Source organism: Herpetosiphonaceae bacterium, assembly GCA_036374795.1.
Lineage (GTDB): Bacteria > Chloroflexota > Chloroflexia > Chloroflexales > Kallotenuaceae > LB3-1.
The window spans coordinates 17,637-43,462 of the sequence record DASUTC010000169.1 but is presented as its reverse complement, the minus strand read 5'-3'; the positions used below and the strand labels follow the sequence as shown (position 1 = coordinate 43,462).

Below are 25,826 nucleotides of genomic sequence, written 5' to 3'. Positions count from 1 at the left end.
CTGGCAGCCGCCTATACCTCGACGTTCGTGCTGACCATCACCAACCCGATGACGATCATAGCCTTTTTGGCGATATTTGCCGGGCTGGGTATTGCCACCACCGCGCGCGACTACGCCGCAGCAAGTATGCTTGTGCTGGGCGTTTTCACTGGCTCGGCGCTCTGGTGGCTGCTGCTAAGCGGCGGCATGGGCCTGCTGAGAACACGACTCGACCTGCGTCATCTCTGGTGGATCAACCGACTCTCAGGCGCGATCATCGTCGGGTTCGGGGTGCTGGCGCTGCTCGGCCTGCGTGGGTAAAGGAGGCGAATCCTGATCGGCCTGCGCTGCCTGCCGCTCAAGCCGCTGGTGCAGCCGCCAGATCGTCTGGACGCGGGCGCGATGCCAGGCGGCGCTCTTGGGGCCAGTCTCTTTCATCAACACCAGCCGCCGCACGGTGTCCCGCAGCCGCGCGGCCTCATCGTCCGGCGCTGGCCTGCCGTGGTCCGCGTCGTGTGACATAGATCAACGCTCCCGCAAGTAAGAGCACCAGCAGGCCAAGCGCGCCGAGCTTGAAAAGCCGGTAGCCGTCGGGCACCAGCAGCGCGATAGCGCCGAAGAGCAGGCTGACGGCGTAGTACAGCATGACTACCTGGCGCTGCGACAGGCCCAGATCGAGCAGCCGATGATGAAGATGCCGCCGGTCGGCTCCCATCGAGCGACCGCCGGTAAAGCGCCGGTAGAAGACCATCCAGACGCCGTCGAGGATCGGAATGCCGAGCACCAGCAGCGCCGTCGCCAGCTTCGCGCCGCCGATGATCGCCGTGATCGCCAGCAGGTAGCCCAGCACCATCGCGCCGGAGTCGCCCATGAAGATACGCGCCGGATGGAAGTTGTAGGGCAGGAAGCCGCAGCACGCGCCCGCGAGCGCCAGCGGCAGCAGCGCGATCGTGTACTGCTTGAGCGTAATCGTGTGGATCGCCAGAATCACCAGCGCGATAAAGGTCACGCCAGCCGCCAGTCCGTCAAGACCGTCGATCCAGTTGATCGTGTTGGTCATGCCGACGATCCAGAAGACCGTCACGCCGATCGCCAGCCACGGACTCAGCGCATGGAAGTTGATCTGACCGCCGCCGAGGGGATTGTTGAACGCCGTGAAAATGATGCCAAGCGCCTGATTATCCGGCTGGTGGAGCCGCTGATCCCACAGGTAGGGGCCGACCGCCACCAGCGCGCAGAGGAATTGCCAGATCAGACGCGGCAGCGCCGGGAGATCGCGCAGATCGTCGATCAGCGACACGATCCAGAGCATCGTCGCGCCGATCAGCAGCAGCACCACCCGCAGATTCTCGAAGCGGTCGCGCGGCAGCCAGCCCGTGACGTTGGTCAGCACCACCGAGAGCAGCATCGCCACCACAAAGCCCGCGAAGATCGCAATACCGCCAAGCTGCGAGATCGGCCGCTTGTGGATCGTGCGCGCGTTCATCGGCGCGTAGACGCCAAAGCGATCGGCCAGCGCGCGCACCAGCGGCGTGAGCGCCGCCGTCGTCAGCAGCGCCGCGCCGAACACGATTGCCATGATCGTCAAGCCGTCCACCCTACCTCCTCGCGCTGCTTGCGCTACCATTCGTCGCGGTACGTGTACTCCGCAACCGGATGACCTTCGGCCAGATGCTCGTGGACGATCCGCCGCACTTTTTCGGGCGTCAGGTGCGCGTATTTGGTCAGGTTCGGATACACGTTGATATTCGGCCCGTGGTCGCAGCGGCCCTGGCACCCGCTGACGATCAGCTCGCACCGATCGCTCAGCCGACAGGCGCGCACCTCGCTCTGCAAGGCGCTCCAGATCTGCCGCGCCTGATGCTGCGAGCAGGTCGGGCCATGACACACATAGATTCGGGTTTCTTGCATACTCATTGTAGCGAACAAAAAAGAAAACAGAGGAACAGGGGGAGAACCAAGAGCCGGAAACTTGAAACTCGAAACTTGAAACTTCTAACCCCGACCCCTGACCCTTGATTCTCCATTAATAACGAAAGGACGAGCCTGCGCCCGTCCCCATTGTATCGTATGTTACGCGATTAAGCCTGAACCGTGCGCAGCGCGCATTCAGTGCTGCGCGACCTTCTGCAAGCCTGAGACATCCAGCAGCGTCACGCCGCGCCGATCGACATCGATCAGATGGGCCGCGCGAAATTGATTGAGCACCTTGGTCGTCGTCTCGCGGTAGGCGTTGATCATATCGGCCAGCTCCTGGTGCGTCCAGCGCCCAGTCGTCACCGGCTCGTCGCGGCTGCTCGGCTGTGCCAGCTCCAGCAGCAGCGCGGCCAGACGCGCCGGAACCGATTTGAAGGCGACGTTTTCCAGGCGGCGGCTGAGCGCCTGCGAGTGCCTTCCCAGGTCATCCATCATGCCGAGCGCCAGCGCAGGCCGAGCGATCATCAGCGACTCAAGCTCATCGCGGCACACGGCGGCAACGGTTGTCGGGCGCAGCGCTTGGGCAAAGGTATCGAAGGCGCCGTCGGAGAGCAGCGCCGCATGACCAAAAATGTCGCCGGCTCTGACGACGCGCACGGTCAGCGTGCGGCCTTCGGACGAGAGCAGGTTGAGCGCAACCCGGCCTTCTTTGATCACATACAGCTCCGTCGCGGGCTCATCGGGCATGTAAATGGTAGCACCCTTCACAAAGCGCCGTGTCACACCACGCCGTTCCAGCTCATCCCACCGACGATTTGCTCCGTTTTCTGCCATACAGCTATGCCTTCCTCTGCCTCCAACCAGGATGCAGAGGTATTATAGCACGTCGGGAGCGGGAGCGGCGGCTATCGATGCGACGTGATTCATGCGCGTACGCTATAATGCGCCTTCGATGTGGAGGCAGATCAGGTGGAACTACGCCAGCTTGAGTGTTTTCGTGTGGTTGCCAGAGAGGGCAATGTAACACGGGCGGCCAGGAAGTTATACATCACACAGCCCTCGCTCAGTCGGCAGATCCAGAAACTCGAAGACGAGCTGGGCGCGCCGCTGTTCGATCGCTCGAAGCGCGGCATGCGGCTGACGGCGGTCGGCGAGACGTTTTTACAATATGTCGAGCGCGGCTTCGATCAGTTCGAGGCCGGTCGTCAGGCTGTACGCGATCTGCTGGGGCCGGAGCACGGCCATGTTCGGATGGCGTTCATGCCCGCAGTTGGAGCGGATCTGCTGCCGGAGGCACTAGCCGCCTACCGATCGCGCTATCCAGACGTGCAGTTCACGCTGCGCCAGAGCACAACGCTGGAGATGCTGCGCTGGCTTCAGGCGGGCGAGATCGAGCTGTGCATCGCCACAGCGCTGCCCTACAGCCACGAGATGGCAGAGCTGGCGAGCGCGCCGCTGCTGATCGAGGAGCTACACGCGGCGCTGCCGCCCGATCATCGCTGCGCCGAACACGCGGCGATCGACCTTCAAGATCTCGCCGCCGATCCGTTTGTGCTGGTCCGAAGCGGATCGGGCTTACGCCGGGTGATCGAGGCGGCCTGCCAGCGGGTGGGATTTTTGCCGCGCATCGCCGTCGAGGGCGAAGACCTGGCGACGGTGCGCGGCCTGGTAGCGGCTGGGCTGGGCGTATCGCTGCTGCCGGGGCTGGCGCTGCACGAGTGGGGGCGGCTGCGGCCCGCGATCGTGCCGCTGAGGGCAGCGCCGAGCTGGACGGTCGAGGCGGTGTGGCACGCCGGGCGCTACCTGCCCGTCGCGGCGCGCATGTTCCGCGACTTTCTGCAAGAGTATATCGCGGCGCATCCGCCGACGCGGATCGAAAGCGGGCGGCTCGGACGGTAGCCGCGCACGGAGCTGCTACAAAAAACGGCCCCACCGACATACCCGGCGGGGCCGCCTTCAAGCCAATCAAAGATAGGAAATAAGTACAGCTTTCAGCAGATCGTCTCTTTGGGGGGCGAGGCTCGTCTAGCCCGACAAAAACTCTTCGGCGGCGATAATCGTCTGCGCGACCTGAACCATCTTGACGCGCTTCTCGCGCGCGCGCTGGCGCATGCGCGAGTACGCATCGTTCTCGCTCAGGCCCACACGCTGCATCAAGATCGCTTTGGCCTTGTCGATCGTCTGGCGCTCGGCCAGCGTTTCTTCCAGCCGCTCGACCTCGCTGCGCAGCGCCTCTTTGTCCTTATGCCGAGCCAGCGCCAGCCGCAGCGACGCTCCCAGCTCTTCGGCGGCAACCGGCTTGAGCAAGTAGGCCAGCGCCCCGGCCTCGGCGGCGCGCAGCACCAGCGGACGCTCGCTATAAGCGGTCAGCATCAAGATCGGAATATCGAACTCACGGCTGATCTCTTCGGCGGCGCTAATGCCATCGCGATTCGGCATCTTGATATCCAGAATCGCAATGTCGGGCCGCTCCTGCTGCACCATTGCGACCGCCTCCTCGCCATCGCTCGCGACCGCGACCACATTATGTCCCAGCTCAGTCAGTTGATCCGACAATGTCACAGCGACAAGCGGATCATCCTCGGCGATCAAAACGCGCAAGCGATCCATCGCACGCTCCCTTTCACGCGGCAAAAGAATAGATCAAGAAGAAAGTATGACTATTATCTCACAGGTAGATCCAAAAAACATCAGGGATCGCGTCTGTATACCTGAGACGCGAGACACAGGCAGCACATAGATTCATGATGAGCTACGTATCAGATAGCGCGATCGAATCTCCGGCGCTCGGCGCGTACACGCTCGTACACGTCGAGCACCGCCTGCCCGACGGTACGCCAGTTGTACCGCTCCGCCGCAGCCCGATTACGAGCACCGACGCTTTGTGCATACGCCGGATGCTCGACCAGGCTGGCAATCGCTCCTGCCAGCGCGCGATCGTCGCCGGGGGGTGCGAGCAGGTTGCCGGGATGCGCCGCCAGAAGCCCGGCATATCCGGCATTAGCCGCCGCCACGATCGGAAGGCCCGCCGCCATCGCCTCGATCAGCACGATGCCGAAGCTCTCGGCGTAGGTCGCGGGAGCGCAAAAGAGATCGGCGGACGCGAATAGCCGTGGCAGATCGGCGGACGGCACGTAGCCCAGAAACACAACGCGCTCAAGAGCGTGCTCCTGCACCAATCGTCCCAGCGTTGCGCGCTCCGGCCCGTCACCGCCGATCACGAGCCGCAGATTGGGATACTGCCGTTGCAGACGGGCGAACGCCCGCACCAGATGCGCGACGCCTTTGCGCTGCTCCAGCCGCCCCAGGTACAGCAGATTGACGCAGCCATCGCGCAGACTCGGCAGCGGCGCGACATCGGGCGTAAAGCGGTCGGTATCCACGCCACACGGCACCAGATCGTAGTGACCGCCGTAGAGCGCCTGCGCCGTCTCGGCTGCCGTCTCCGAGATAGCGATGCGCGCGTGGAACCGCCGTAGCGAGCGGCGCTGAAGCCGCGCCAGCAGGCCCAGCAGGGAGCGATACGGCCCCGGCTCGATCGCGACCAGAAAGGTCAGCACATGCGCCGTCCGCGACTGGACCAGCAGCCGCCCGCTCAGCGTCGGCGAGTAGGGGGCCATCACATGCAGCACATCGCAGGCTTCGCGCGCGAGAAGCTGCCGCAGCCGTGCGGGAGCAGCCAGCGTGATCGGGATCGACGTGGATGAGCCGCTGCCGCTGAGCGGCAGCGCAGCGCCAAGCGGGATCAGCCGGAGATCGGCCTGGGGCTGGCCGCCCGCGCTGGAAAAGATCACCGCCTCGTGGCCGTGGGCGCGCAGGTAGTGATATAGCCCGCGCACGTACTCCTGCACGCCGCCGGGCCGCGCCATGTGATCGTCGATAACAAAGCCAACTTTCATCGTCGCGGATGATACCACAGCCCGTAGAACGGATGCATGGAACCAACGAGGCTTCGGCAGGGCGGTACGGTATTGTTCAAGGGTCTGGGTTTGTGCCCGAATGTCACAAGGACACACCCCCAACCAATGACAATGGGGCCGGCACGATCGTACCAGCCCCATCGACGATGATTGTGCTAGCGATTAATCTTTCAGCGCCTCCGCATCTTCGCGGGTCCGCTCGCTATCGTCAAGGGCCAGGTCGTAGGCTGGATCGGAGACATCGATCTCAAGATCATCCGCCGACGGCTCACGCAGACGAGCAGGCGGCATCGTGAGCGGCGAAGGCTCGTGGGAATGCTGTTCGTGGGAATGCTCCTGGTGTTGTCGCGACTCTCTCTGGCTCATCGCATCCTCCTTCATCGCATCCTCAAGACACGGGGAAATCCCGGCTATGTCTCAGCTCTGGAATCGAGGATACGTGGGGGACAACCCCCACAACCCCCGGCCTGACGGCGCATTAACCTCGTCGGCACAGCATGCCTATGCCTGCGATGCCTCGATCAGTGCAGCAAGCTACGGGCCATCGCCCCGGCGCTACGCTTCGAGATCCAGCTTGAGCTGGCTCTGCGGCTGCTCCGATGGCGCGGCGGCTGGCTCCGAATCGGCAGCCGGTGTTTGCTCCAAAAGCTGCAACAGCGCGGCCTCATCCAGGATCGACACGCCAAGCTGCTGCGCTTTGGTATACTTCGAGCCGCCCGGCTCAGCGCCAACCACCAGATAATCGGTCTTTTTGGTGACGCCGCTCCCCAGCTTCCCACCAGCCTGCTGAATGCGCTCCCCGGCCTGCTCACGGGTCATCGTCTCCAGCGTGCCGGTGATCACCAGCGTCTTGCCGCTGAGCGGGCCATCAGCCGCGATCTGCTGCGCTGGCTGCGTATCTTCGGTCTGGACGCCGACCTGCTTGAGCTTCTCGATCAGCGCGCGATTGTCGGGCTCTCCACAGTACCGCGCGATGCTCTGCGCCACGTGCGGCCCGATCCCGTCGATCGTCTCCAGTTGCTCCGCCGACGCATCGGCCAGCGCCGACAGCGAGCGGAAATGCCGCGCCAGCGTCACCGCCAGCGTGCTGCCGACGTTGGGAATGCCCAGCGCCGAGATCAGCCGGTGGAGCGGGCGGTGCTTCGACGCCTCGATCCCGGCCAGCAGGTTGGCGATCCGCTTCGGTCCGTAGCCCTCGATGTCGGCGAACGCCTCGGCAGTCAGCGTGTAGAGATCGGCAACATCTTTGATCAGCCCGCGCTCGACAAACTGCCGCGCCTGCCGCTCGCCCATGCCGACAATATCCATCGCGCCCTGGCTGACCCAGTGCTCCACCGAGCGCACGATCTGCTCGGGACAGTAGCGGTTGGGACAGTGATAATCGGCCTCGCCCTCGCGGCGCACCACGGGCGTACCGCACGACGGGCAGGTTGCGGGCATGCGCCACTGCCGCTCGGCTCCGGTCCGCGCCGCGACGATCGGCCCAACCACCTGGGGGATCACATCGCCCGCGCGCTTGACCGTGACCCGATCGCCGATGCGAATATCGCGGCTGACGATATAATCCTCGTTGTGCAGCGTCGCGTTGGCGACAGTCACACCGCCAAGATTGAACGGCTCCAGCACCGCGTTCGGGTTGAGCTTGCCGGTGCGCCCGACGTAGACGACGATCTCACGCAGCGTGGTCGTCGCCTCGCGCGCCGGGAACTTGAAGGCCGTGGCCCAGCGCGGCTCGCGCGCGACCACGCCCAGCTCGCGCTGCTGCCCAAAGCTATCGACCTTGATCACCACGCCGTCGGCCTCGTACGGCAGCGAGTCGCGGCGCGACATCCACTCTTCGCAGTAGGCGATCACCTCGTCGAAATCTTCAAGGCGGCGAATGTCGGGATTGACCGGAAAGCCCAGCGTCCGCAGATATTGGAGCGTCTCGTACTGCGAGCGCAGCGTCACGCCCTCGACCGGGCCGACGCCATAGGCGAAGAAGCGCAGCGGACGGCTGGCGGTGATCGTCGAGTCGAGCTGGCGGAGCGATCCGGCTGCGCCGTTGCGCGGATTGGCAAAGACTTTCTCGCCGTTGGCGGCCTGCTGCTCGTTGAGCCGCTCGAAGTCGGCGATACGCATGTAGATCTCGCCGCGCACCTCGATCCGCTGTGGGATCGAGCCATCGCCGCGCAGCGTGAGCGGCACGCTCTTGACCGTGCGCACGTTGGCGGTGACATCCTCGCCGATGAAGCCGTCGCCGCGCGTTGCCGCCACGGCAAGCCGCCCCTGATCGTAGGTGATCGCCATCGCCAGGCCATCGATCTTCGGCTCGACCACGTAGGCGATGCTGGTATCCGCGCCCAGCAGCTTCACCACGCGGTCGCGCCAGGCCAGGAGATCGGAGCGATCGAAGGCGTTGCTCAGCGAGAGCATCGGCTGGGGATGCTGCACCTTGGCGAAGCGCTCCGCCACGGGAGCGCCAACCCGCTGCGTGGGCGAGTCGGCTGTCACCAGCTCAGGATGCGCCGCCTCCAGCTCGCGCAGCTCGCGCAGCAGTGCATCGTACTCGGCATCGCTGATCGTAGGATCATCCAGGACATGGTACCGATAGTTATGCTGGTGAATGTCGTTACGCAGCGTTGTGATGCGATCGAGGATAGCAGGAGATGTCATGAGGCACCTTTATTCAGCGGATTGGAGTCAGAGACAAGAATAGTACCAAAGCCGATCCAAAGTATGACTTGCGGTGGATAGGTCGCCGCCGCCGTTGGGGCTATTATAACAGCACATCCTCCTTCTCCCTCCTTCCACCAGCGGCCCGTCGAATGGCGAGTAACGACGGGCTGTTGGTTTTAACAAGGGAAACGCTCCGCGCACAATCAGCGAAGAATGACCGGCTCCTTTTTGCTGTACAATCCAACCCGGCGAGCATTCTTCAACATCAGAGGCATGAACGAGCAGCAGATCTCGATCGGAGAGCGGCGCGACGCCGCAATCGAGCAACACTATGGAACGCATTCTGATTGTTGAACCACATCGCACGATGGCACGTCTCTTCGCCGAGCACTGGCTCCCGGCGCTGGGCTATCAGGTGCTCATTACGCACAGCTATGCCCAAAGCCGCACGGCGCTAGCCAGCCAGCCAGTCGATCTAGTCCTCCTCGAACTCCATCTGCCCGACGCGACCGATCTGGAGCATGTCGCCGCGCTGCGCCGCGAGTTTCCCGCGCTGCCGGTGATTCTGATGACCGCGCACGGCTCGGAGCGCGTCGCCGTCGAGGCGTTCCGCCTGGGCGTGCGCAACTATCTCAAAAAACCGTTTACGGTCGAGCATCTCCAGCAGGCGCTTGAAGCGGCGCTGCGCGAGCGCCGCCTTCAGCAAGAAAAAGAGCAACTGGCGGCGGGCTTGCAGCAGCGCGTGCAGGAGCTAACCGTGCTGCACGCCGTCGGACGATCGCTCACGACGGCTAAAGAGCTTGACGAACTGCTGAAGCAGATCGTCGAGGCGGCGATCCATCTGTCGCAGGCTGAGGAGGGCTTTCTGCTGCTGCGCGACGGCAACAGCACTCAGTTGACGGTCCGCGCCGCCAAAAATATCGGCGATGCGCGCGTGCAGGTGTTGCGGCTGCCGGTGAAGGAAAGTCTGGCCGGCCAGGTGATGCGTACCCGGCAGCCGGTACGGCTCAATCGCCCGCATCCGGCCCAGCAGCTAAAGCTCAAAACGGGCTACCTTGTCCGCTCGCTGCTGCTGGTGCCGCTGATCGCGCAGACCGAGGCTCTGGGCGTGCTGGGCGTCGATAACGTCGTGGAGTCCGCCGCCTTCACCGACGCTCACGAGCGCCTGCTGACCGCGCTCAGCGACTACGCGGCGATTGCGCTCGAAAATGCCCGGCTGCTGCGTACCAGCCAGCGCTCCGAGGCGCGCTACCGCGACCTGTTTACCCATGCGAACGATGTGTTTCTGGTGCTGGATCGCCATTTACGGATCACCGAGGTGAACGCCGCAGGGCCGCGTCTGCTGGGCTATCCCCCGGAGCTGATCGTCGGACAATCGCTGCACACCTTCACGCTGGCCGAGCGCTGGGCCTACATCGAGGCGCAGATCCAGCGCTGCGCCCAGGGCCAGGATGTCACGCCATTTGAGCTGACGCTGAGCAAGCGCGACGGCGAGCGCATCAAGGTCGAGATGTCGGTGCGGATTATGCTGGACCCCGACGGCGAGCCCGCGATCTTCTGCTCGATCCGCGATCTGACCGAGCGGCTGATGCTTCAGAAGCAGATCGCGCACGCCGACAAGCTGGCCGCGCTGGAGCATGTTGTGGCGGGCGTGTCGCACGAGCTCAACAATCCGCTGGCGAGCATCATCGGCTATAGCCAGCTGCTCCTGCGCGATCCGCAGTTGCCGCCGGGCGCGCGCAGCGACATCGAGCGGATCTTCGACCAGGGCCAGCAGGCCAGCCGGATCGTCCAGGGCATGTTGATGTTTGGCCGCAACTCGCAGCTCCACCGCTCGACGGTCGACATGAACGCGCTGATCGACCGCGCGCTTGAGCAGCACCTCACCGACGCCTGGCCGGAGACGATCACCGTGGCGCGAGAGCTGACGCCGCGCCTGCCCGGCATCCTGGCCGATCCGTCCCAACTGCACCAGGTGTTGCTCCATCTGCTGAGCAACGCGCAGCGCGCCATGGAGAGCAGCGGCGGCACGCTGACGATCCGCACCTACGCCGTCGACGATCTGGCAAACCTGACGATCGAAGGGCCGACCTCGCCGCTGCCGACGAGCATGCACGGCCCGGCGGTGATCACCGAGATTCGGGATACCGGCGTGGGCATCTCGGCCCATGAGCTGCGCAGTATCTTCGACCCCTTCTGGACGACCAAGGATGTTGGTCAGGGGCCGGGGCTGGGGCTATCCATGTGTCACGGTATGATCACCCAGCATCGCGGGTATATCTGGGCGTCGAGCGTGCCGGGCGGCGGCACGACGATGTACCTGGCGCTGCCGCCTAAATCGGCGCTGCTCAACGGGCTGTAGCAAGCGATCGGCGTAACCTCCCAAAAGATCCTTGACGTATGGCTGCTATATTCTGCCTATTCCTCAGCCTAGACTTTTGTCCTATTTTCACCTATTGACGCCAGGAATAACCTTGTGGACGATGTTGTCTACAAATTTTACGGCGCGCAATCCTGCGGATCGCCAAGCAGCTTGTCGAGGCCATGCGCCAGCGCCGGGAGCACGACCGCCAGGTTTTCGCGCACGCCCTTGGGGCTGCCCGGCAGATTGATGATCAAACACTGGCCGCGCGTCCCGGCGACCATCCGCGACAACATCGCGAACGGTGTCACCGCGAGGCTGGCGGCGCGCATCGCTTCGGGAATGCCCGGCACCTCACGCTCGATCACGGCGCGGGTGGCCTCCGGCGTCACATCACGCGGCGCGAGGCCGGTACCGCCGGTCGTCAGAATCAGATCGGCGCTGCGACCATCGGCCCACTCGCGCAGGGCAGCCTCGATCGCCGGTCGCTCATCCGGCACCACGCGGTACCCGACGACTTCGGCGTTCAGCCCGGCGGCGATCATCTCGCGGATCACCGCGCCGCTGGCATCGGCGCGCACGCCCTGGGCGCTCCGATCGCTCACCGTCAAAATAGCGACTCGAAACATATCAACCTCGCTTAGACGCGCTGCTCGTTTCGCGCCGCATCCTCCGCTGATGCTCCCGACGGCGCGGGATCGAGCGCGATCTCAAAAGGAGCAACGTCGATCTGTGGCTGATCGAGGCGCGCCTGCTGTGTGGCGATCCAGCGATCCAGCGCGGCCAGATCCAGCCCATGATGGCGCGGCTGATACGGCTGCAATAGCTCGCGGGCCGTCGCCAGCAAGAAGCGCGGCCCGCTGTCCAGCCCCAGCCGGATCTGATTCAGCCCGACGACCAGCCGGATCAGCCCTTTATGAAAATCATCGCGCTGGGCAAACCACAGCTCCTCCAGCGGCTCGACGCACGCGCGATACTCGCCTCGATTGAAGTGGGCCACAAAGGCCAGATATGGCTGCGGATACATCAACTGATCAGCCTCGCGCCCGCGCCCGGCCCGTTGGCAATCGTAAATTGAACTTCGGGCAGCGCCTGCAAGCGCCGCTCGATCTCGGCGGCATCCTGCTGCGCGCAGATCACATGCACATTCGGCCCGGCGTCGATCGTGAAGTAGCTGAACAAGCCTTCGTTGCGCCAGCGCCGCAGCGCGTGAATCACCGCCATCGTCCCGGCGTTCCAGTAGAACGTCGGAGGAATAGCCGTCATGGCGACCACATGCATCGAGACGGCATCGGCCTCGCAGATCATGCCAAGCTGCCCCAGATCACGATCGCGGATCGCCGTCAGCGTCTGCTCGATCCGGCCCAGCACCTCTTGCAGGCGCACAGGAAAGTACGGACTGGTTGATACCAAACGATGATTATCGGCGGATGTAACACTCTTGACACCGGGATCGACTACCGCCACAACATCGGCGAGCGCCCAGTGGTCGGGCGGCGCGACCGAGACAGCGTACGAGCCCGCGTCGGTGCCATCGTTGAGCCAGTGGACAAAGCCCGTGGGGATCGAGCGACAGGCCGAGCCTGAGCCGGAGCGCCGCGTCAACGCCGACAGCTCCGGCTCGCTCATCTTCAGGCCGAGCGCCGCGACCGCCGCCAGCGTCAGCGCGGAGAACGCCGCCGCCGACGAGGCGATCCCCGCATCCGAGGGAAAATTATTCTCCGAGCGGACCCGTGCCCGCGTGGTGGTATTCGACAGCGCGCGCACCCGATCGAGCTGCGCGACCACCCGCTCAAGCGCACGGCCCGCCGCTGGCTGCTCGTCCTTGCCGTGCAGCTTGAGCGTAACCTCGTCGGCGTTGAGCCGGGCATCGAACTCGACCGTCGTGGTGGTCAGGCAGCGATCGAGATTCATCGAGATCGACTCGTTGTAGGGCAGCGTGAGCGCGGCGTCTTGCACGCCCCAGTATTTGACAAACGCGATATTGGCAGGGCTGATGGCTGTTGCTCGTCCGGTGGTCATAGCCTGTGGGCGATCCTTTTCAAACGCCGCAAGCCGATAGCTGCGACGATCCTGATTGCTGAGCGCTCCTGGACGCTGGGCAGAATCATTGAACCGCAGAGCGTGCTGCCGCTCCGCCAGGGTCAATCCATCTGCCCATTGCTTTAGACGCTGGCGCAATCCTACCACAATTAGCAACAGACGCTCGCACGAGCGTCTGTTGTCAGATTCGGTTGCCGAGATCGAGCTAGATTTTGTGCGACACGATCACGTCCAGCGTCATCTTCGTGCCGCTAAAGGTCCGCCGCACGATCTTGAGATAGGCCCTGAACTGGCGATAGTACTCCTCGCCGACCAGCGCTTGCAACTCCTGTTTGTGCTGGTGCATATTCGAGAGCCAGCGATCCGCAGTCTTGCGGTAGTGCTCCAGATCGATCTGGTGGATCGTGCGGACCTCGAAATTATTCTGATCGACCAGGGTCAGCTCGTCGGCCAGCGTGCGATAGCTGCCAGTCAGGCCGAAGATCTCATGGTGAAACACATTCGCCCGCGTGAGCTTCTGGTTGTAGCGGCTGCTGGTGAAATGGCACTCCTTGTTGAGCATCACGCCGCCGGGCCGCAGCAGCGAATGGATCTTGCCGAAGAACTGGCCGAGATTTGTGAAATGAACGATCGCCTCGTCGGTATAGACCGCATCAAAGCCTTGGTCGTCCTGAAAATCTTCCCAGTTACACTCATGAATCTGCACATCGACGCCATAATCTGCGGCGCGCTGCTGAGCAACCCGGCGCTGGGTAGGCGAAAGATTCAAGCCAACGCCGGAGACGCCGTAAGTCTTGCAAAGATAGACCAGCGGCCCGCCCCAGCCACAGCCCACGTCCAGGATGCGCTGGCCTGGGCGCAGACTCATCAGCGTCGCGAAGAGATCCAGCTTCTCCTCCTGGCTCTCGGTGTCGTTGGTGGCGCGCTCCCACAGGTTACATGAATAGACCTGCCACTCGCCGCCGAGGATCGGAAAGAAAAACTCCGGCGGCTGCTCGTAGTGAGCATTCGTACGGGCTTTGTACTCCTCCTTAGAGTAGGTTTGAAACATCTCCTGCCCGTCGACGGCTCCGGTCCAGGCACGGGAAGACGGTAGTCGTTTGAGCGGTGTCGTCATCGCGAATCTCCTTTCCACAGGCGGGCGTTGCAGTTGGCGCGAAGAGCAGGTGTCGACGAGCGATCTTGTGGCTCAGCCGCCGACGGCCTTTTGTCTACTCCGCTGCCGCGCGAAGAAACGAGCCAGGCGGGCGTGCTGATCGACAAGCTTCTGCTGGGCCGCGCGGGCCTCAGGGTAGGTCGGCGAGAGACGAGCGATGTCCCAGTGATGCATCAGCACATCGATCACTTGGCGATAATGATGCTCAGGACCGTAGGCCGCGTCGCTTGCCATGGCAGCGATCCGCTCCTTGTAGTCGGGCATGCCCGCGCCCGGCATCTCGAAGCCGAGCATCACATCGGTGAGCGGCCAGACGTAGTTCGGCTCGATCAGCAGATGAGCCTTGACCACCTCGCGATAAAAGGTGTAGTGCAGCGTCTCATCCTGGGCAAGGCGGCGCAGCAGCCGGGCAAGCTGGGGATCGTCGGCCTCGACCACATGCGCGACGTTCTGGTAAAACGTCATGGTAGCCAGCTCCTGAATCGTGGTGTACACAACCGCCTCGAACGCCGTGGACAGCTTGGAATACCAGCCCTGGCGGAGCACCTCTTTGCGGAGCTGCGCGCGCTCGCCGGGATTGCCGTTGCGGGTCAGCAGCAGATAGGTTTCCAGCAGCGTCGAGTGCTGATCCTCCTCGGCGGTCCAGGTATGCACAAAGTCGAGCATCACCTCCAACGAGCCGACAAAGCCGCGATGCAGCTCGGTGGTGAACCAGGGAAGATTCACTTCGGTCAGCAGCGCGGTTTCGATCGCCCGATAGACCGGCGGTGAGAGCTTCGGCGGCGGCTCTGTTGCGGTACCGTTGAGCAGATCCTGGGGTAGAAACTGGTGGTAGCTCCAGTCGATGCGGGCGGCACGCTCAAGGTGTGCCCGATACAATGTCTGGATCTGGCCTTCGAGACGTTGATCCAGCACCGACAGCCGCATGACGATCTCCTTTTCTCATCCAAAATGGTTGTCTTTGATCGTCGGCAACCGCAGAGAAGGATGTGGAGCTGGAAGGGTTGCGATCAGCAAGGAGGCGATTGACCTCTACCACTACGCGGCGCCGCGAAGAGTCGATCCGTGGCGATGCGGACCAGACGGAGCTACGCGGAGCGTTGGACCGGCGGTGATGGACTGTGTCGTGTCGCAAGCAACTCTGCGATACGTGCCATCAGCCGTTGAGCGGCCTCTTGTCGGTTCTGGCGCGTCACAACGCCAAGATCCTCCAGCACAAACGGCTCTCCAATCACGATCCGCACCTTCGTGCGCCGGTACCACGGAGGCTGCCCGCCAAAGATCCGGTTGGTGCCCTCAATCGCGATCGGGACGATCGGCACGCCGGTTCGCTGGGCGAGAAACACCGCTCCCGCCCGCGCCTCCTGGGTCGCGCCGGTTTTCGAGCGGGTGCCTTCGATAAAGATGAAGACCATCTCACCCTGCCGCAGATACGCTTCCGCCTGCCGCAGCGCCTCACGATCGACGCCTCTACGGTGAACCTTGATCGGTTCAAGCGGCTCGATCAGCTTGCGCACAAACCATGATTCATATAATTCACTCTTGGCAAGACCGTGAAAGTGGCGTGGAATACTGGCGATCAAACAGAACGGATCGACGTTGCTCAGGTGATTACTCACGAGCAGACATGGGCCAGTTCTTGGAAGATGCTCGCTGCCACGGATGGAGTGTGATGTAAGGAGGGGGACGATAGCGCGGAGCGTGCGGTGATACGCCGTATAGTGCAATGATCCCATTCGCTCATTCCTGCTAGTTGGACACCGCTTGCGTATGTGCAAGCCTACACCTCGACAAGCGTAGTGTCAACTAGGTCTTAAGCAGGATGCGCCCGACTGAAACAGGCGGTACGCTACAGCGGGCATGATAAAAGCGCCTACTCCGGGCTTTATTTAAGCGTGGAGTGGGAGCATACGTCTGCCAGGGCAGTTCCACACATTTGTTCCCCAATCCGGATACCCTCACAACTGTAACATTCTTGTTAGGTCGAAACCTTGGATGATTCAGGACTGTATGGAATACTTCCGACGCAACCGTTCCCGACGCGATCTCCCAGCACCGCTCACGAGCATCGTTGCGAACCTTGCCGCTTGCCTCGGCCACCCAGCGATCAACCTGAATCAGCCGCGTTTCGTGATCCGCCCCGTCAGGAACAGGAGTAGTATGGCCTGAGTCTATCCCCATGCCCTAACGTTCACCGTCCACAAACTCATGGAGCCATACGGCTCCCCCCCAAGTGTCCGCGTCCAACGCGCACGTGCCAGCATAGCAGGAGGAATTCGCGAGTGAAACGTCTAACCTTCTTCGGGGCGCTCCTTTTGGTGCTTTCGGTAGCACAGTTCGGTCAATCCCACGCCGCGCCCACCCCCCAGGACGCACCTCAGGCCAACGCCATAGCAGGCGAGTTTCTGATCAAGTTCAAGCCCAACAGCCCGGCATCCGAAAAGGCCGCCGCCGTACAAAGCGTCGGCGGTACGCTTGGCGCTGGCGTTCCTCAGCTCGGCGTCGATCTCGTCACGGTTGAACGCCTGAAGGACAACATCGCGGCGCAGGCTGCCGCCGATGTGCTCACCACCCTGACGAATCACCCGGCGGTCGAGTATGTCGAGCCGAACTATATCTATACTATCGCCGACGAGCCGGTGAGAGACGCTGCGAACATTCTGGCGGCGAATTCCGTCTTCGTCCCGATGGTCGTCAATATCACGCGCTTCATCCCCAACGATCCCTCGCTTGGCAGCCAGTATGCCTGGGATCGGATCAGCGCATTCGACGGCTGGCACATCACCAGGGGCAGCGCGGGCGTGGTGATCGCCGTGGTCGATACCGGCGTGCAGCTCAATCATCCCGATCTGGCCGCCAAGCTCGTGCCGGGCTATGATTTCATCGACAACGACACCAATCCCAGCGATGGCAACGGACACGGCACGCATGTCGCCGGAACTGCCGCCGCGATGACCAATAACGCCATCGGCGGCGCGGGCACCTGCCCCGAATGCCGGATCATGCCTGTGCGGGTGCTGAACAACAGCGGCAGCGGCACCTTGACCGGCGTGGCGAACGGCATCATCTTCGCCGCCAACAGCGGCGCGCAGGTGATCAACCTGAGCCTGGGCGGCTCCGGCAGCAGCACGCTGGAGAACGCGGTGAACTACGCCTGGAGCAAAGGCTCGCTGCTGGCCTGCGCCGCAGGTAATGACGGCACCAGCGACACGACGTATGCCTATCCCGCCGCCTACACCAACTGCCTCGCGGTCGGCGCGACCGACTCCGCCGACGATGATGCGTGGTACTCGAACTGGGGCCTGTGGGTTGACATTGCCGCGCCGGGCAGCGCCATCTACTCGACCTGGACCGGCAGCGGCTACAACACGATCAACGGCACCAGCATGGCAACGCCGCACGTCGCGGGCGTGGCGGGTCTGGTAGCCTCGCAGGGCCTCAACAACGTGCAGAACCGCAACCGCCTCCAGACCACCGCCGATCCGATCGACGGCACCGGGCTGTGGTGGAGCAACGGACGGCTCAACCTGCTGCGCGCGGTGCGCGGCTCGTAGTCTGCCCTTAGGCCCAGGTTGGGGTATAAAAATTCCCCTTTCTGATGCAGAATCGGCAGTTTCGAGGCTCCTTGATGCTACATTAGTCCGATCGGCCAAGGCACAAGCTGCTCATTTCGGGTACACTGAAACTCCGGTCAGACGTGGCCGGAGTTTCTTCTTTGGAGTGGTTGGATCATGGTAGATATTCCTGAAACCGAGCGCGTCCTCGATCTGCTCGCGTCGCTGCCGGCCGAGGTGCGCACGCTTGCGCTCGCCAATCTGGAGCGCTGGGCGGAGCGCGATCCGCATACCGGGCCGTTCGGCTGGCAGATCGGCCTCCGCTACATCGAGCGCGCGCCCGGTCGCGTGACGGCGATGATCGATGTGGACGAGGCGCATCACAATCCGGGGCATGTCGCGCACGGCGGCGTGATCTTCACCCTGGCCGACTCGGCGATGGGCGCGGCGACGTTTACGCTGCTTGAGCCGGGCCAGCGCTGCACCACCGCCGAGCTAAAGCTGAACTATATCGCGCCCGTGATCAAAGGCAAAGTCACCGCCACCGCGACGGTCGTCAACAAGCGGCGACGGCTGGCTGTGCTGACCGCCGAGGTCCGCGACGAGCAGGGCGCGCTGGTTGGGCTGGCGCAGGGCACGTTCGCGATCATTCGTGGCGAGGCCCAGCAGCCGCCGATCGAGGGCGATAGCTGAAGAACGGAGGAACAAGGGATCAAAGGAACAAGGGAACAAGGGAGCAGCAGGTTTAACCCTTTGTTCTTTTGTTTGTCCCGTGCTAATACTCGCTCGCCAGCCGCCTGAGCACCTCGTAGTACGTCACCAGGCTGTCGATGCTGACCCACTCCTCGTGGGAGTGCAGGCCCGCGCCGTGCGGCCCGAAGCAGACCGCCGCCATGCCCGCCTCGCTGTAGTAGCGCGCGTCCGAGCCGAAGTGCTCCTCGGCAAACTCTGCCGCCTGTCCGGTGATGGTTTCCAGCGCCCGCACGAGCCTGCCGACCTCAGGATTGCTCTCTTTGGTGTAGAGCGGGCTGCCCTGGCGGCTTGAGTCGATCTCGGCGTCGGGGAAGCACTCCTGCACGAACTGCAAGATCTCCTCCGGGTCTTCTTCGGGCACGCGCCGGATGTCCAGCGCTACCTGCGCATCGACGGGCACGCGGTTGTGGGCGTCGCCGCTCTGGAACACGGCGGGCGTTACGGTCGTGCGCCAGATCGCGGCCTCGGGGATCGGGTAGCGCTCCAGCACCTTGAGCACGCCCTGCGCCATCGGCACGATCGGGTTGGTGCCGTCCCAGGGCCGCGAGCCGTGCGCGGGGTTGCCCTGCTGGGTGATCGTGAGCTGAAGCATGCCCTTGGCCCGCACGACGATCTTGAGGTCGGTCGGCTCGCCTGCGATGAAGAAATCGGCGGTGTAGCCGCCCTGGAGCAGATAGCGCGCGCCGTCCTCGCCGCCGATCTCCTCGTCGGTGACGAACTGCCACGCGATGTTGGGCCGCTGCCCGCTCTCGGCTAGCTCCTTGAGCAGCACGAGCATCGCCGCGCCCGCCGCCTTCATGTCCTGCGCGCCACGGCCATAGATGCGGCCATCGCGCTCGAACGGCTCGAACTGCTCCGGCTTGGCGGGCACCACGTCAACGTGGGCGTTGAGCACCAGCGCCTTGGCGTGCTGCGCGTCGAAGGCCGCCACCAGCGACGGAACGCCGTTCGACTCGTGCCGCTTGACGTAGACGCCGGGTAGCCTCCGGCAGTACTGCTCGATGTAGTCGATCACCGCCGCGCGACCAGCGGCATCATCCGAAACTGAGGGAATCGCGATCAGGTCTTTGGTAAGCTGCACAAGTTCATCTCGCAACGGCATAGTCGCTCCTGTTGAAAAGTCCATGCCGTAGCATACGCGAGTGTTGCAGCTTGTGCAAACGGGCAGCAGCAAGGTGTGCTCGCCGGTTGGATCTTTGGCGAACGCCCCGCCTCCTGCCAGGCGATCCACTCGGCCCAGGCGCGGTCGGCGTTGTGGTAGCTAATAAAAAAATCCTTCATCGTTTGTCCTGCCGGTAGCGCCAGTATACCCGATCGGCGCGGCGCTGGATACAGAAATTTGCTGCTTTGGAATGCAGCAAAACAATTAAAACAGTTAGAACTGTATAAATTGACTCTTCACAAAGTCTGTGTTAAACTACCCACAACATGGATACGGCAAAACAGACAAGTGACGATAGCCTGAGCTACCTGCAACGCGGCCCGTCCGGCGAGATCTTGCGGCTGTTGCAGCGCAACGGCCCGATGAGCGCCAAAGAGCTACAGGCTGCACTAGGCGTGCGCAGCCTGAACGCGGTGCGCGAGCAGTTGAATAGCCTGACCGCCGCAGGATTGATCCGCGCGAATACCGTGCGGCGCGGCGCGGGCCGTCCGGCCTACATGTACGCGCTCAGCGATAAAGCGCAGGCGCTCTTTCCCAAAGGCTACGACGTGCTGCTGAAGCTGCTGCTGGAAGAGCTTGACGCGCAGCTTGGAGCCGAGCGCGTGCAGCAGATTCTCGCGGGCGTCAGCGGGCGGCTGGCCGCAGAGTACGGCGGGCACGCCGACGGTCAGGAGCTAGAGCAGCGCCTCGCGGCATTGGCCCAGGCGCTCGACAAGCGGGGCACGCCGATTGCCATCGCTGAGCACGAGGATAGCGTCGTGCTGCACGAGTACACCTGCCCATACTTCAACGTCGCGCAGGAGAACGCCGAGGTCTGCCAGATCGAGCAGCAGATGTTGGAGCAGGTGCTGGGGCGCAAGGCGCGGCTGACCAAGCGCATCGTCGATGGGCACGCGGGCTGCCAGTTCGTGGTCGACGGTCGCAAGGAGCGACCGAAGACGTAGCCCGGCTGTCGATAATGATAATCAGTTGCAAAACTTGATGTATAATCTCATCGCTTGACAAAGAGTTAAGAATATCGTACCGAGGAGTACATAAAAAGCATGTCAAACGGAAACATGAGCAACCTGGAGATCCGTGATCTACACGTCCAGATCGAAGGTGAAGATAAGGAGATCCTGAAAGGCATCAATCTGACCGTCGAATCGGGCAAGATTCATGCGGTTATGGGGCCGAATGGCTCAGGTAAAAGCACACTGGCCTACACGCTGGCGGGCCATCCGCGCTACGAAGTGACCGAGGGCGAGGTGCTCTACCGGGGCGAGAGCGTGCTCGATCTTGAGCCCGACGAGCGCTCGAAGCTCGGCCTGTTCCTGGCGTTCCAGTATCCCGTCGCCGTGGCGGGCGTGACGGTCGCCAACTTCCTGCGGGCCGCGATCAACGCGCACCGGGCCGAAGAGGGCAAGGACAGCCGACAGACCGCGATTCCGGTTTCGGAGTTTCGCAAGCTGCTCAACGAGCGCATGAAGATGCTCGACATGGCTCCTGAGTTCGCCCGGCGCTACCTCAACGAGGGCTTCTCCGGCGGCGAGAAGAAGCGGCTTGAGATCCTGCAAATGTCGATGTTGCAGCCGAGCATTGCGCTGATGGACGAAACCGACTCCGGCCTTGACATCGACGCGCTGCGCATCGTGGCGAACGGCGTCAACACGATCAAGGAGCAGAATCCGCAGATGGGCGTGCTGGTGATCACGCACTACCAGCGCCTGCTGAACTACATCAAGCCCGACATGGTTCATGTGCTGATGGACGGCCAGATCGTGCGCGAGGGCGGGCCTGAGCTGGCGCTTGAGCTTGAAGAGAAGGGCTACGACTGGATTCGTGAAGAGGTGTTCGGCAATGCCAGCTAAGAGCGAACTGCAAATGCTGCCGACGCTGCGCGAGCTGACGGCTGAAGCGCTGGAGCGCGATACGCTGGTCGAAACCCGACGCGCGGCGCTGACCACGGCGCAGCAGCTTGAGCTTCCGTTCTGGCGGCGCACCGACCTCAAGCGCTTCAAGCTGGACGAGCTCCGCCCGACGTACGGCACGGTCGAGATCAGCGCGCGCGCGCCGCAGGGCGTGTACGTCGCCGATTTCCAGACCGCGCTGCGCGACAAGGCCGATCTGGTCGGGCGCTACCTGGGCACCGCGCTGCCGACCGACTTCAACACGTTTGTCGCGTACAACATGGCGCTGGCGAACGACGGCGTCGTCATACACGTGCCGCGTAACGTCGAGGTCAGCGAGCCGATCCGCGTGGTCTATCGGCTTCCAGCGGCGGGAACGGCCACCTTTCCGCGCACGCTGGTCATCGCCGAGGCCAACAGCCGCGTGACGGTCATCGAGGAGTTTCGCTCGGATGATCTGACGAGCTACGGGCTGAGCGCGCCTGTGACGGAGCTGTTCGCGAACGACAGCAGCGAGATCCGCCTCGTCAGCCTGCAGACACTAGGGCAGAACGCCTACCAGCTCGGCGCGCAGCGCGCGATCGTCGGCAAGGATGCGCGCGTCTGGTGGCTGTCGGGCGCGGTCGGCGGGAGCGTGCAGCACATGGACATGCAGGTCAATCTGCAAGGCAGCGGCTCCGCTCTGGAGTGGTACGGCTTTACGTTCGGCACCGACTCGCAGCAGTTGCTCTGGGCACCGCGCGTCAACCACATTGGGCTGAGCACCGAGGCGCAGATCGACTGGAAGAGCGCCGTCTCGGATACCGCCTACGTCGTCTTCGACGGCATGATCGACATCGAGAAGGGCGCGCAGGGCACCAACTCGGATCTGCGCGACGCCGCGCTGCACCTGTCGGACAAGGCGCGCTCGGACTCGATCCCCGGCCTGGAGATCGACGCCAACGAGGTCAAGGCCGGTCACGGCTCGACCAGTGGGCAGATCGACGAGGAGCAGCTCTTCTACCTGATGGCACGTGGCCTGAGCCGCGCCGACGCAACGCGCATGATCGTGCTGGGCTTCTTCGCCTCGGTGGTCGAGCGCATCCCGTTCGACGAAGTGCGCGACCGTGTGCTGGAGCTGATTGAAGCGAAGATTTAGCAGAGCGGAGAACAAAGAACAAAGCAAATACAAGCCCTTTGTTCTTTGTTCCGTTGTTCTTTGTTCTAGGAACTATGACTCAAACCGCAGCACCACAACTCGATCTGGCCCGTGTTCGCGCCGACTTTCCGATCCTGCACCAGCAGGTCAACGGCTATCCGCTGGCCTACCTGGACAGCACGGCCTCGTCGCAGAAGCCCGCGCTGGTGATCGACGCGCTGAGCGACTACTACCGGCGCTACAACGCCAACGTTCATCGCGGCGTGTATCAGCTTTCGGAGCAGGCGACCGAGGCGATGGAGCAGGCGCGGCATAAGATCGCCCGCTTCATCAACGCGCGCAGCCCACGGGAAGTGATCTTCACGCGCAACACCACCGAGAGCATCAACCTCGTGGCGCATACGTGGGGCCGCGCCAATCTCAAGCCCGGCGATCGGATTCTGCTGACCGAGATGGAGCATCATTCCAATCTGGTGCCGTGGCAGATCGTGGCGGAGGCGACGGGCGCGACGCTCGATTTCATTCCGGTAGACGGAGCGGGACGGCTGGCGCTCGACGATCTGGCCGCGCTCCTGCGCCCAGAGGGCACCCGGCGAACGAAGCTGGTGGCGCTGACGCACATGTCGAACGTGCTCGGCACGATCAATCCGGTGGCGCAGATCGCGCGGGCGGCGCACGCAGTGGGAGCGCTGGTGCTGGTCGACGGCGCGCAGAGCGTGCCGCACTTCGCGGTAGACGTACAGGATCTAGAGATCGACTTTCTGGCCTTTTCGGGGCACAAAATGTGCGGGCCGACCGGCATCGGCGTGCTGTGGGGGCGCAAGAAAATCTTGCAGGCGATGCCGCCGTTCCTGGGCGGCGGCTCGATGATCCAGACCGTCGAGCTGCGCCGAAGCACGTGGAACGAGCTGCCGCACAAGTTCGAGGCGGGCACGCCGCCGATCGGCGAGGCGATTGCCCTGGGCTATGCGGTAGACTATCTGAGCGCGATCGGCATGGAGGCGATCCACCAGGCAGAGCAGCAGTTGACGGCGTACGCGCTGGAGCGGCTGAGTACGATCCCAGGGCTGACGACCTACGGGCCGTCGGTGGAGGAGCGCGGCGGCGTGATCTCGTTCAACCTCGACGGCGTTCACGCGCACGATGTCGCGGCGGTGCTCGATCGGCACGGCGTGGCGGTGCGCGCGGGGCATCACTGCTGCCAGCCGCTAATGGGCATCCTGGGCGCTCCCGCAACGGCGCGGGCATCGTTCTACCTGTACACGACGACCGAAGAGATCGATCAGTTGGCGGCGGCGCTGGAAAAGTGTAAAGCGATTTTCGGGTAGGAAAGGGGGAATCTTGGGGGACTCCCCAAACCCCCGGCCTAACGGCGACGGGCAGCATTGACATGGACGATCTGTATCAGCAGAACATTCTGGACCATTCGAGACATCCGCGCAACAGCGGGCGGCTGGAACATCCAACCGTGAGCTACGAGGCGGTCAATCCGCTGTGCGGCGACAAACTCCGGTTCGATCTGCTGATCGAAGACGGGACCGTCAAAGATGTGCTTTTCAGCGGTCGCGGCTGCGCGATCAGTCAGGCGGCGGCCTCGATGCTGACCGAGGAGGTCAAAGGCAAATCGCTCGACGAGGTTCGCGCGCTGAGCAAAAACGATGTGCTGGAGCTGCTGGGCATTCCGATCGGCTATACTCGCTTGAAATGTGCCCTGCTGGGCTTGAAGGCGTTGAAAGTCGGCGTGTACCGCGCGATCGACGAAGAGTGGGACGAAGACGAATTATTCTAAGGTGCGGCGCTATGGACGATCGTTCAGGCGCGTCATGGATAAGGAGTGAGCGCGATGACTACCGCTCAAAAACCAGAGCTGAATTTCGATTATTCTAAGTATGGCTTTCGCGACGAAGAAAACTACACGTTCAAGTCGTCCAAGGGCCTGAGCGAAGACATCGTGCGCGAGATCTCGCGCATGAAGAGCGAGCCGGAGTGGATGCTGAAGCGGCGGCTCAAGGCGCTCGACATCTTCAACAAGAAGCCGCTGCCGCTCCAGGGCATGTGGGCCAACGAAGAGCTAGCCGAGCTGGACTTCAACGACATTCACTACTTTGTCCGCCCCGGCGAGAAGCCCGCGACGGACTGGGACGCCGTGCCCGAGTCGATCAAGAACACCTTTGAGAAGCTGGGCATTCCTGAGGCGGAGCGCAAGTTCCTGGCCGGCGTCGGCGCGCAGTACGAGTCGGAGGTGGTCTATCACTCGCTCCGCGAGGAGTGGGAGAAGCTCGGCGTGATCTTCCTCGACATGGATACCGGCCTCAAGGAGTATCCTGAGATCGTCAAGGAATACTTCGGCACGGTGATCCCGGCAGCCGACAACAAGTTTGCCGCGCTGAACACGGCGGTCTGGTCGGGCGGCTCGTTCGTGTACGTGCCCAAGGGCGTCAAGGTGGATATTCCGCTGCAAGCCTACTTCCGCATCAACGCCGAGAACATGGGCCAGTTCGAGCGCACGCTGATCATCGTCGATGAGGGCGCGGAAGTCCACTACATCGAAGGCTGCACCGCGCCGGTCTATAGCACCAACTCGCTGCACTCGGCGGTGGTCGAGATCATCGTCAAGAAGGACGGCAAGTGCCGCTACACGACGATCCAGAACTGGGCCAACAACATCTTCAACCTCGTCACCAAGCGCGCCGTTGCGTACGAGCACGCGCAGATGGAGTGGGTCGACGGCAACATCGGCTCGCGCCTGACGATGAAGTATCCATCGGTCTATCTGATGGGGCGCGGCGCAAAGGGCGAGGTGCTCTCCGTCGCCTACGCGGGTGAGGGCCAGCACCAGGACGCGGGCGCGAAGATGATCCACGCTGCGCCGGACACCACCAGCCGCATCACCAACAAGTCGGTGTCGAAGAATGGTGGCCGCACGACGTACCGTGGCCTGGCGAAGGTGCTGCCGGGCGCGACCAACGCCAAGGTCAACGTCGTGTGCGACGCGCTGATCCTGGATGATCGCTCGGCCTCGGATACGATCCCGTTCATCGAGATCGAAGAGGACAAGGCCACGCTGGCGCACGAGGCGACGGTCGGCAAGATCGGCGAGGACCAGCTCTTCTACCTGATGTCGCGCGGCCTGAGCGAGGCCGAGGCGCTCTCGATGATTGTGCTGGGCTTCATGGAGCCGTTCACCCGCGAGCTGCCGATGGAGTACGCGGTTGAGCTGAACCGGCTGATCCAGATGGAGATGGAAGGCTCGGTCGGCTAGGATCGAGCGCTGGCAGCGGGGTAGAGGTGCGCA

26 protein-coding genes are annotated in these 25,826 nt (G+C 63.1%); 11 read left to right on the top strand and 15 right to left on the bottom strand.

The genetic code is table 11. The features are described 5' to 3' along the window. The coding region (locus VFZ66_12535) for a LysE family transporter (protein ID HEX6290015.1) at positions 1-300 on the top strand (300 nt) is incomplete at its 5' end. Here VFZ66_12535 and VFZ66_12530 read toward each other — a convergent pair. From VFZ66_12530 to VFZ66_12515, 4 genes are all read right to left on the bottom strand, one after another. Continuing rightward, the gene (locus tag VFZ66_12530) at positions 244-501 is read right to left on the bottom strand and encodes a hypothetical protein (GenBank protein HEX6290014.1); all 258 of its coding nucleotides are present in this window, start codon (positions 499-501) and stop codon (positions 244-246) included. The two genes, VFZ66_12535 and VFZ66_12530, sit on opposite strands and share 57 nt — an antisense overlap. Further along, a complete protein-coding gene (locus VFZ66_12525; GenBank protein HEX6290013.1) occupies positions 458-1,576 on the bottom strand; it encodes an MraY family glycosyltransferase in 1,119 nt (372 codons plus the stop codon). The genes VFZ66_12530 and VFZ66_12525 overlap by 44 nt, the downstream gene beginning before the upstream one ends. Positions 1,577-1,599: 23 nt before the next feature. Beyond that, positions 1,600-1,896 carry a (2Fe-2S) ferredoxin domain-containing protein gene (locus tag VFZ66_12520; protein HEX6290012.1) on the bottom strand — a complete coding sequence of 99 codons (297 nt, stop codon included), beginning with the start codon at positions 1,894-1,896 and terminating at the stop codon, positions 1,600-1,602. 192 nt (positions 1,897-2,088) lie between these two features. Then, positions 2,089-2,730 (bottom strand): Crp/Fnr family transcriptional regulator, encoded by a 642-nt coding sequence (locus tag VFZ66_12515; protein HEX6290011.1) that lies wholly within the window; start codon positions 2,728-2,730, stop codon positions 2,089-2,091. 135 nt (positions 2,731-2,865) lie between these two features. Between VFZ66_12515 and VFZ66_12510 the strand changes: the two genes are divergently transcribed. Beyond that, positions 2,866-3,795, top strand: coding sequence for a LysR family transcriptional regulator (locus tag VFZ66_12510; protein ID HEX6290010.1), 930 nt, complete (start codon positions 2,866-2,868; stop codon positions 3,793-3,795). A 126-nt stretch (positions 3,796-3,921) separates the two neighbouring features. On the opposite strand, the gene VFZ66_12505 is transcribed toward VFZ66_12510, so the two are convergent. The 4 genes from VFZ66_12505 to ligA form a co-directional block, all read right to left on the bottom strand. Then, entirely contained in the window at positions 3,922-4,506 is a 585-nt protein-coding gene (locus VFZ66_12505; protein HEX6290009.1) for a response regulator, read from the bottom strand. 149 nt (positions 4,507-4,655) lie between these two features. Further along, positions 4,656-5,795, bottom strand: a complete 1,140-nt coding sequence (locus tag VFZ66_12500) for a glycosyltransferase family 4 protein (protein ID HEX6290008.1) — start codon at positions 5,793-5,795, stop codon at positions 4,656-4,658. Positions 5,796-5,978: 183 nt separating this feature from the next. Then, positions 5,979-6,182, bottom strand: coding sequence for a hypothetical protein (locus tag VFZ66_12495; protein HEX6290007.1), 204 nt, complete (start codon positions 6,180-6,182; stop codon positions 5,979-5,981). Positions 6,183-6,371: 189 nt separating this feature from the next. Beyond that, entirely contained in the window at positions 6,372-8,471 is a 2,100-nt protein-coding gene (ligA, locus tag VFZ66_12490) for an NAD-dependent DNA ligase LigA (protein ID HEX6290006.1), read from the bottom strand. A 334-nt stretch (positions 8,472-8,805) separates the two neighbouring features. Here ligA and VFZ66_12485 point away from each other — a divergent pair, with 334 nt between their 5' ends. Continuing rightward, entirely contained in the window at positions 8,806-10,836 is a 2,031-nt protein-coding gene (locus VFZ66_12485; protein HEX6290005.1) for an ATP-binding protein, read from the top strand. 137 nt (positions 10,837-10,973) lie between these two features. Here the strand turns inward: VFZ66_12485 and VFZ66_12480 are convergent, their stop codons facing one another. The 6 genes from VFZ66_12480 to VFZ66_12455 form a co-directional block, all read right to left on the bottom strand. Beyond that, positions 10,974-11,465, bottom strand: coding sequence for a MogA/MoaB family molybdenum cofactor biosynthesis protein (locus VFZ66_12480; protein HEX6290004.1), 492 nt, complete (start codon positions 11,463-11,465; stop codon positions 10,974-10,976). An 11-nt stretch (positions 11,466-11,476) separates the two neighbouring features. Beyond that, a complete protein-coding gene (locus tag VFZ66_12475) occupies positions 11,477-11,863 on the bottom strand; it encodes a DUF309 domain-containing protein (protein ID HEX6290003.1) in 387 nt (128 codons plus the stop codon). After that, positions 11,863-12,858 (bottom strand): diphosphomevalonate decarboxylase, encoded by a 996-nt coding sequence (gene mvaD, locus VFZ66_12470; GenBank protein HEX6290002.1) that lies wholly within the window; start codon positions 12,856-12,858, stop codon positions 11,863-11,865. Before mvaD ends, VFZ66_12475 begins: the two co-directional genes overlap by 1 nt. A gap of 226 nt (positions 12,859-13,084) precedes the next feature. After that, positions 13,085-13,996: a class I SAM-dependent methyltransferase gene (locus VFZ66_12465; protein ID HEX6290001.1), complete on the bottom strand. Its 912-nt coding sequence runs from the start codon at positions 13,994-13,996 to the stop codon at positions 13,085-13,087. Positions 13,997-14,068: 72 nt separating this feature from the next. Further along, a complete protein-coding gene (locus VFZ66_12460; GenBank protein HEX6290000.1) occupies positions 14,069-14,962 on the bottom strand; it encodes an acyl-ACP desaturase in 894 nt (297 codons plus the stop codon). Between the two features lie 161 nt (positions 14,963-15,123). Beyond that, positions 15,124-15,771, bottom strand: coding sequence for a lysophospholipid acyltransferase family protein (locus tag VFZ66_12455; protein ID HEX6289999.1), 648 nt, complete (start codon positions 15,769-15,771; stop codon positions 15,124-15,126). Positions 15,772-16,317: 546 nt separating this feature from the next. On the opposite strand from VFZ66_12455, the gene VFZ66_12450 reads away from it, so the two are divergent. Continuing rightward, on the top strand, positions 16,318-17,589 hold the full coding sequence (locus tag VFZ66_12450; protein ID HEX6289998.1) for a S8 family peptidase: 1,272 nt from the start codon (positions 16,318-16,320) through the stop codon (positions 17,587-17,589). 177 nt (positions 17,590-17,766) lie between these two features. Continuing rightward, complete coding sequence (locus VFZ66_12445) at positions 17,767-18,282, top strand: PaaI family thioesterase (GenBank protein ID HEX6289997.1); 516 nt, start codon at positions 17,767-17,769, stop codon at positions 18,280-18,282. An 82-nt stretch (positions 18,283-18,364) separates the two neighbouring features. Here VFZ66_12445 and VFZ66_12440 read toward each other — a convergent pair whose 3' ends face one another. Next, entirely contained in the window at positions 18,365-19,444 is a 1,080-nt protein-coding gene (locus VFZ66_12440; protein HEX6289996.1) for a M20/M25/M40 family metallo-hydrolase, read from the bottom strand. A gap of 326 nt (positions 19,445-19,770) precedes the next feature. Here VFZ66_12440 and VFZ66_12435 point away from each other — a divergent pair, with 326 nt between their 5' ends. From VFZ66_12435 to sufB, 6 genes are all read left to right on the top strand, one after another. Continuing rightward, on the top strand, positions 19,771-20,448 hold the full coding sequence (locus VFZ66_12435; protein ID HEX6289995.1) for a helix-turn-helix domain-containing protein: 678 nt from the start codon (positions 19,771-19,773) through the stop codon (positions 20,446-20,448). 99 nt (positions 20,449-20,547) lie between these two features. Beyond that, a complete protein-coding gene (gene sufC, locus VFZ66_12430; GenBank protein HEX6289994.1) occupies positions 20,548-21,354 on the top strand; it encodes a Fe-S cluster assembly ATPase SufC in 807 nt (268 codons plus the stop codon). Then, positions 21,344-22,531: a Fe-S cluster assembly protein SufD gene (gene sufD / locus VFZ66_12425; protein HEX6289993.1), complete on the top strand. Its 1,188-nt coding sequence runs from the start codon at positions 21,344-21,346 to the stop codon at positions 22,529-22,531. Before sufC ends, sufD begins: the two co-directional genes overlap by 11 nt. A gap of 74 nt (positions 22,532-22,605) precedes the next feature. Further along, positions 22,606-23,859 (top strand): cysteine desulfurase, encoded by a 1,254-nt coding sequence (locus VFZ66_12420; GenBank protein HEX6289992.1) that lies wholly within the window; start codon positions 22,606-22,608, stop codon positions 23,857-23,859. Between the two features lie 62 nt (positions 23,860-23,921). Then, positions 23,922-24,320, top strand: a complete 399-nt coding sequence (locus VFZ66_12415; GenBank protein ID HEX6289991.1) for an SUF system NifU family Fe-S cluster assembly protein — start codon at positions 23,922-23,924, stop codon at positions 24,318-24,320. 54 nt (positions 24,321-24,374) lie between these two features. After that, positions 24,375-25,793 carry a Fe-S cluster assembly protein SufB gene (gene sufB, locus VFZ66_12410; protein HEX6289990.1) on the top strand — a complete coding sequence of 473 codons (1,419 nt, stop codon included), beginning with the start codon at positions 24,375-24,377 and terminating at the stop codon, positions 25,791-25,793. Positions 25,794-25,826: the final 33 nt, after the last annotated feature.

What these genes read in the sequence shown, in the direction of transcription:
- VFZ66_12530 (HEX6290014.1), bottom strand. Translation starts at nt 501, where the DNA reads ATGTCACACGACGCGGACCACGGCAGGCCAGCGCCGGACGATGAGGCC.
- VFZ66_12520 (HEX6290012.1), bottom strand. Translation starts at nt 1,896, where the DNA reads ATGAGTATGCAAGAAACCCGAATCTATGTGTGTCATGGCCCGACCTGC.
- VFZ66_12515 (HEX6290011.1), bottom strand. Translation starts at nt 2,730, where the DNA reads ATGGCAGAAAACGGAGCAAATCGTCGGTGGGATGAGCTGGAACGGCGT.
- VFZ66_12505 (HEX6290009.1), bottom strand. Translation starts at nt 4,506, where the DNA reads ATGGATCGCTTGCGCGTTTTGATCGCCGAGGATGATCCGCTTGTCGCT.
- VFZ66_12500 (HEX6290008.1), bottom strand. Translation starts at nt 5,795, where the DNA reads ATGAAAGTTGGCTTTGTTATCGACGATCACATGGCGCGGCCCGGCGGC.
- VFZ66_12495 (HEX6290007.1), bottom strand. Translation starts at nt 6,182, where the DNA reads ATGAGCCAGAGAGAGTCGCGACAACACCAGGAGCATTCCCACGAACAG.
- ligA (HEX6290006.1), bottom strand. Translation starts at nt 8,471, where the DNA reads ATGACATCTCCTGCTATCCTCGATCGCATCACAACGCTGCGTAACGAC.
- VFZ66_12485 (HEX6290005.1), top strand. Translation starts at nt 8,806, where the DNA reads ATGGAACGCATTCTGATTGTTGAACCACATCGCACGATGGCACGTCTC.
- VFZ66_12480 (HEX6290004.1), bottom strand. Translation starts at nt 11,465, where the DNA reads ATGTTTCGAGTCGCTATTTTGACGGTGAGCGATCGGAGCGCCCAGGGC.
- VFZ66_12475 (HEX6290003.1), bottom strand. Translation starts at nt 11,863, where the DNA reads ATGTATCCGCAGCCATATCTGGCCTTTGTGGCCCACTTCAATCGAGGC.
- mvaD (HEX6290002.1), bottom strand. Translation starts at nt 12,858, where the DNA reads ATGACCACCGGACGAGCAACAGCCATCAGCCCTGCCAATATCGCGTTT.
- VFZ66_12465 (HEX6290001.1), bottom strand. Translation starts at nt 13,996, where the DNA reads ATGACGACACCGCTCAAACGACTACCGTCTTCCCGTGCCTGGACCGGA.
- VFZ66_12460 (HEX6290000.1), bottom strand. Translation starts at nt 14,962, where the DNA reads ATGCGGCTGTCGGTGCTGGATCAACGTCTCGAAGGCCAGATCCAGACA.
- VFZ66_12455 (HEX6289999.1), bottom strand. Translation starts at nt 15,771, where the DNA reads ATGGGATCATTGCACTATACGGCGTATCACCGCACGCTCCGCGCTATC.
- VFZ66_12445 (HEX6289997.1), top strand. Translation starts at nt 17,767, where the DNA reads ATGGTAGATATTCCTGAAACCGAGCGCGTCCTCGATCTGCTCGCGTCG.
- VFZ66_12440 (HEX6289996.1), bottom strand. Translation starts at nt 19,444, where the DNA reads ATGCCGTTGCGAGATGAACTTGTGCAGCTTACCAAAGACCTGATCGCG.
- VFZ66_12435 (HEX6289995.1), top strand. Translation starts at nt 19,771, where the DNA reads ATGGATACGGCAAAACAGACAAGTGACGATAGCCTGAGCTACCTGCAA.
- sufC (HEX6289994.1), top strand. Translation starts at nt 20,548, where the DNA reads ATGTCAAACGGAAACATGAGCAACCTGGAGATCCGTGATCTACACGTC.
- sufD (HEX6289993.1), top strand. Translation starts at nt 21,344, where the DNA reads ATGCCAGCTAAGAGCGAACTGCAAATGCTGCCGACGCTGCGCGAGCTG.
- VFZ66_12420 (HEX6289992.1), top strand. Translation starts at nt 22,606, where the DNA reads ATGACTCAAACCGCAGCACCACAACTCGATCTGGCCCGTGTTCGCGCC.
- VFZ66_12415 (HEX6289991.1), top strand. Translation starts at nt 23,922, where the DNA reads ATGGACGATCTGTATCAGCAGAACATTCTGGACCATTCGAGACATCCG.
- sufB (HEX6289990.1), top strand. Translation starts at nt 24,375, where the DNA reads ATGACTACCGCTCAAAAACCAGAGCTGAATTTCGATTATTCTAAGTAT.